General features: G+C 44.9%; 6 protein-coding genes. All 6 read left to right on the top strand.

Translation table 11 applies throughout. The features are described from left to right. The first annotated feature begins 142 nt into the window (after positions 1 to 142). The 6 genes from LKD48_RS16155 (at position 143) to LKD48_RS16130 (ending at position 4,308) form a co-directional block, all read left to right on the top strand. Positions 143 to 304, top strand: coding sequence for a hypothetical protein (locus LKD48_RS16155; RefSeq protein WP_004614779.1), 162 nt, complete (start codon positions 143 to 145; stop codon positions 302 to 304). A 4-nt stretch (positions 305 to 308) separates the two neighbouring features. Then, positions 309 to 629 carry a MobC family plasmid mobilization relaxosome protein gene (locus LKD48_RS16150; RefSeq protein ID WP_009256578.1) on the top strand — a complete coding sequence of 107 codons (321 nt, stop codon included), beginning with the start codon at positions 309 to 311 and terminating at the stop codon, positions 627 to 629. Continuing rightward, positions 590 to 1,699, top strand: a complete 1,110-nt coding sequence (locus tag LKD48_RS16145) for a relaxase/mobilization nuclease domain-containing protein (protein WP_055166537.1) — start codon at positions 590 to 592, stop codon at positions 1,697 to 1,699. Before LKD48_RS16150 ends, LKD48_RS16145 begins: the two co-directional genes overlap by 40 nt. Beyond that, positions 1,653 to 1,955 carry a prefoldin domain-containing protein gene (locus LKD48_RS16140; RefSeq protein ID WP_008976813.1) on the top strand — a complete coding sequence of 101 codons (303 nt, stop codon included), beginning with the start codon at positions 1,653 to 1,655 and terminating at the stop codon, positions 1,953 to 1,955. The genes LKD48_RS16145 and LKD48_RS16140 overlap by 47 nt, the downstream gene beginning before the upstream one ends. 130 nt (positions 1,956 to 2,085) lie before the next feature. After that, positions 2,086 to 2,577, top strand: a complete 492-nt coding sequence (locus tag LKD48_RS16135) for a nucleotidyltransferase domain-containing protein (protein ID WP_009263190.1) — start codon at positions 2,086 to 2,088, stop codon at positions 2,575 to 2,577. 387 nt (positions 2,578 to 2,964) lie between these two features. Beyond that, a complete protein-coding gene (locus LKD48_RS16130; protein WP_118577254.1) occupies positions 2,965 to 4,308 on the top strand; it encodes a repa in 1,344 nt (447 codons plus the stop codon). The last annotated feature ends 791 nt before the right edge of the window (positions 4,309 to 5,099 follow it).

Genomic DNA, 5,099 nt, shown 5'->3' with positions numbered 1-5,099 from the left:
AGCGGATATATTGCAAGTTCCCTAAAGTGTTACCACTTTAGAACTTGTGAGGGTGGCAAGCCCCCCTTCAATCCCCCTTTTTAGAGAGCCGAAAGGCTCATAATTTGACGGTGGTAGCACCGAAGAAAGAGAGGTCAAAGGCATGAAAAAAGAAATGGATAAAATTCAGTTTGAGTACAGATACGAGGTGCAGGAGCTGATGAAAGTAATTGATAAATATGTAAAACAGAACCCGGCAGAAAAGGAAAATAAGACGCTGGAGCGTTTCTTTGACTTACTTGATGTCATGGATATGGAGTGGTAAGGGCATGAACAAGACAAGACCAAAGCAGTTATCATTCCGAGTAAGTGAAGAAGAATACCAGCAGTTGCAGGAGAAGATTTCAGAGAGTGGAAAGAACCAGCAGGAGTATATCCTTTCCTGTGTGCTGGAGAAGCAGATCGTGAATACGGACGGTATCAAAGAACTTATCCCGGAACTGAAACGGATAGGGAACAACCTCAACCAAATAGCAAAGAGGTGTAATGAGGGGGGAATGTTGCCGAGTGAAGCGGAAGTGCGGAAGCATGGAGAGGAGCTGAACAAAGTATGGCAGTCATTAAGGCGGTATCTTCAAAGGCGGGCATAGGGCACGCAATAGATTATGTGACGAAAAAAGAAAAGACAGAGGAGAAGCTTGTCAGCGGTCTGCATTGTGAGCCGGAGACGGTCAAGGAGGAAATGCAAGCCACAAAGGAGCTGTGGGGCAAGACGGACGGAAGAACCTATAAGCATTATGTGCAATCCTACCATGAGGACGAGGAAATAACCCCGGAGCAGGCTCACAAGAACGCTGTCGAGCTGGCAGAGCATACAAAGGCATGGAAAGGGCATGAAGTTCTGATAGCCACGCATATAGACAAGGGGCATATACACACGCACTTTATTGTCAATTCCGTAAATTATGAGAACGGTCATAAGCTCCAATGGAGTAAGCACGACCTTAAAGACTTAAAGGAACGGTGCAACGAGCAGAGCTGGGAACAGGGCTTGCATGTGCCGGAGAAAGGAAAGACATTTGCTGGAGAAGTCCGGGAAGAAACGGTGGCATGGAGCAAAGACACCTACCAGCTTTTGAAACAGGCAGAGCAGGGAAAGGTCAAAAGCTATGTGCAGGATATTGCCCTTGCGGTGCTGGATTGTAAGGAAACAGCGACCAGCCGGGAAACCTTTATCCGGCTGATGAATGAAAGAGGGTACGGGGTGGACTGGCAGGACAGCCACAAGTACATCACATATACCGACTTAGCCAGGGAACAGGCAGGAGAAAAGGCTTGTAAAATCAGGGATAACAAGCTGGAAAAATACTACAATATGGATTTTGGAAAGGAGAGTATGGAGCATGAGTTTGAGAGAAATGCACGAACAGCAGAAGCAGAGCAGTCCAAGAGAGCAGCTTCAAGAGTTAAACCGACAGAGCCGGACAGAGCTGGAAAACAGTCTGCTCAAAGAAGCGTTGGCGATGTCGAGCGAGAACTGCGAGGAATTGATGAAGCAGTCAAATCAAGAACAAGTGAGGGCAGAGCAGAACAGGCAGAGAGACGCAGAGCAGAACAGGAAGCTCATCAGCGAGCTGAAGCAGAGCGTAGAGCTGCTGAAGAACAGCAACGAATTGCTTCAAGACGCTATATCGGGCGAGATTGGGAGCCTGAAAGATGAGGTTAAGGAAAACACCGTCCAAGAGGTTAGAAAGGCGTTACAGGCGAATATAGAGGCTATACAGAGGGCTACAAAGCTTCTTGAGAAGCAGTCTGATACACTTACGAGCGTGATGAAGCAGAAGATCCGGGAGCTTGAGGAAAGTAAGAACAGTTTTTTTAGATATGAGGGCTTGAAGTTGTACCTGTTTTGGGGCGGTATGGTCTGCAATATTTTAGTGTTTCTTATGCTGTTGTATGGTATGATTAGTAAGTAAAAAGAAATCGATAAATTAGAATTTTAAAAAGGAGTGTGATGACCATGATTTTTGATTTTGAGCCTTGGCAATTAGATATTGATATTGACTTAACTAAACAATTATATAGAAGTTGTAAAGGAGACTTTGTATGGGTAGAAAAGAAATAACAACAAAAGAAGATTTAATGAAAGTAATAGAATTATTCGAAAATACTGGAATTACATACTGGTTGGATGGCGGATGGGGTGTAGATATTTTAGCTGGTAAACAAACAAGAATTCATAGAGATATAGATATAAATTTTGATGCTCAACATACGGAAAAATTGTTAAATGTGCTTTTGAATCTGGGCTATAAAATTGATACAGACTGGAAACCGGTTAGAATAGAGTTATATAGTGATGAACTTGGTTACTTAGACATTCACCCGTTCGTTTTAAATGAGGACGGAACTTCAAAACAAGCTGATTTAGAGGGTGGATGGTATGAGTTTGAAAAAGATTACTTTGGTAGTGTTTTTTTTGAAGGCAAAACAATTCCTTGTATATCTTTAAAAGGCCAAAAAGTTTTCCATTCAGGTTATGAATTAAGAGATAAAGATAAGCATGATATTTCAATTCTTGAAAGTTTATCAAAATAACATCGCTGTAATTTCTAAGATAAATTGCAGTTTGTCGGTACGAAGAAAAAGGTGCAAAAATGTATTGATAAGATTAGCGGTCAAGGCGAGAGGGAGTGAGGTGTAGATATTGACATCAAAAAGGCACTCCCTTATACTTGAGAGAAAAAGGTAAAAAAAACTCATTGATAAGATTAGCGGTCAAGGCGAGAGGGAGTGAGGTGTAGATATTGACACTCAAAAGGCACTCCCTTATACTTGACGGAAAAAGGTAAAAAAAACTCATTGATAAGATTAGCGGTCAAGGCGAGAGGGAGTGAGGTGCAAAAGACTATGGCAAAATACACCAAAAGGAGAGATAAAAGAGGGTATGAGTGGAAGTCTGCTTATCGGGAGAAAGAAGCCCTTATGTTGGAGAGGGGATACCCGGAAGTAAGTCCTCATGATTTCTATCGGGAGTTGTTTCCGGCTGGCAGTCTCCAGCAAGAGCCGGAGGACGGAAAAGGTAATATTATAGCGACACAGATTAGACCGTCTGGCAAAGGAAGAACCCGGCAGTGGGTAATTGATGATAGTCTGAAAATGCTGGATAAGGTCATAGGAGATAGGTTTGGGCTGATACCGCCTATTAGTTTTTACGGAAAGTCACACACGAAAGAGAACGCTCATGAGCTGTTTGCGGTGGTGGTGGACGTGGATTATGTAGGCAAACAGCAGTTAAAGAACCTGTTGAAGCAGTTTGGGAATGGTGTGCAGCTTCGTCCGACTTATCTTGTCAGCTCCGGCAAGGGGGTACATCTTTACTATTTCTTGCAGGAGCCGGTTCAGTTGTATCGAAACCGGGAAGAAGTGCTTGCGGAGCTGAAAGAAGCCTTTATCCGGCGGCTATGGAATGATACCAGCTCTATCCGTCCGGACAGCCCGGATATAACCGGAATTTATCAAGGTTTCCGGTGTGTGGGGAGTCAGTCGAAGCTGGGTGCAGATTTCCCAGTAAAAGCCTATAAGCTGTCAGAGAACCGTTACACGCTGGAGGACATAAAAGCCAGCATACCGAGCTGTAAGGTAGACCTTGCTCCGTTGTACGAGAAGCCGAGAAGAAAAAGTACCGTTACGCTGGAAGAAGCAAAGGAGCTGTACCCGGAATGGTATGAGAAGCGGATCGTGCAGGGAGAGCCGAAGCAGAAAAGTAAGAAGCAGGGCGGTACGTGGGTATGTAACGAAGCTTTATATGAGTGGTGGAAACGGAAAATAACCGAGGAAGTGAAAGCCGGAGGGCGTTACTTTTCTATTATGGCGTTGTGCTCTTATGGCTTGAAGTGTGGCATATCCGAGCAGAAGATACGGAGAGACGCCTATGCGTTCCTGGACCATTTAGAGAGCCTTACCGAGGACGAGGACAACCATTTCAGCCGGGCAGATGTGAAAGACGCTCTTCGGGCATTGAAAGGGGACAGAAAAAGGCTGTCAACGATAGCAAGCCGGGAATGGATAGAGGACAACACAAAGGTTACGATACCAGCAAATAAGCGGAATTACAGAAAGCAAAAAGACCATGTAAAGGTTATGAATACTATGAAAGCTTTAAAAAAGCAGTTAGGAGAAGAAGTAAAAGAGGGTAGACCAAAAGGGAGTGGAACAGCGGAGCAGACAGTCAGAGAATGGCAGGAGAGCCACCCAGCAGGAAAGAAAGCGGACTGCATTCGAGAGACAGGATTGAGCAAGCCCACCGTTTACAAGTGGTGGAAGTAGGGCATACTTGAAATGCCGAAAGGCATATGCTATAATGCCAGTAGGCAAGAAAGACGAAAGTGCTCATTGTGGCACGCAAAAAGCCCCGGAGGTCGCAACTCCGGGGCTTTTCTATTCCGTTGTGGCAAGGTGGCTTATTCCTTAGGCTGGCTACCGCCTATTTATCTCCGTCCAGCCATTTGCAGATGTAGTAGGCGACTACACTTGCCAAGACAGAGAGTAAGAAAGACGAAAATATACTCATGGTGGCACACCCCCTTTCTGTACCTGTATAGGGGTGGTAGCGTCGCTCATTATACCATAGTGGCAGAAATGCCACAAGAAGCCATTTCCCCTTGTTTATTATCAAAGCCATAAGGAAAAGAGTGTCAAGGGCGGTCATAGACCGCAGCGTTTACCCTTGATACTCTTTTTTGTTGGCTATAATGCCGGAGGGGAAAACGGCTGTCCGTCCGTTCCGTTACTTCCCCCTGTGCTTCATTGTCCGTTCCGGCGGAAGAAAGTAAAGGGTGGTCTGCGACCATTTTTTATCTGCTGTACTCGCTGATCGGCAAGCCGAAGCTCATACTGCAGATAAAAAACAAGCCCTTGACTTTCTTCCACCTACACTTCCAAAGTCGCCCAAGAGGAAGTAAGCTCCACTATATTCTTGGCAGAATATACGCACGAATATATCCGCTTGATATAGGGTGTCTATCATGCTATAATATGTGTAGCGGATATATTGCAAGTTCCCTAAAGTGTTACCACTTTAGAACTTGTGAGGGTGGCAAGCCCCCCTTCAATCCCCC

Source organism: Anthropogastromicrobium aceti, assembly GCF_020687335.1.
Lineage (GTDB): Bacteria > Bacillota > Clostridia > Lachnospirales > Lachnospiraceae > Anthropogastromicrobium > Anthropogastromicrobium aceti.
The sequence above is the reverse complement of the archived record's forward strand: the minus strand, read 5'-3'. Positions and strand labels throughout refer to the sequence as shown.

Bases quoted from the DNA above. Each gene is read 5' to 3' on its own strand.
- LKD48_RS16145 (WP_055166537.1), top strand. From the start codon at position 590: ATGGCAGTCATTAAGGCGGTATCTTCAAAGGCGGGCATAGGGCACGCA.
- LKD48_RS16135 (WP_009263190.1), top strand. From the start codon at position 2,086: ATGGGTAGAAAAGAAATAACAACAAAAGAAGATTTAATGAAAGTAATA.
- LKD48_RS16150 (WP_009256578.1), top strand. From the start codon at position 309: ATGAACAAGACAAGACCAAAGCAGTTATCATTCCGAGTAAGTGAAGAA.
- LKD48_RS16130 (WP_118577254.1), top strand. From the start codon at position 2,965: ATGTTGGAGAGGGGATACCCGGAAGTAAGTCCTCATGATTTCTATCGG.
- LKD48_RS16155 (WP_004614779.1), top strand. From the start codon at position 143: ATGAAAAAAGAAATGGATAAAATTCAGTTTGAGTACAGATACGAGGTG.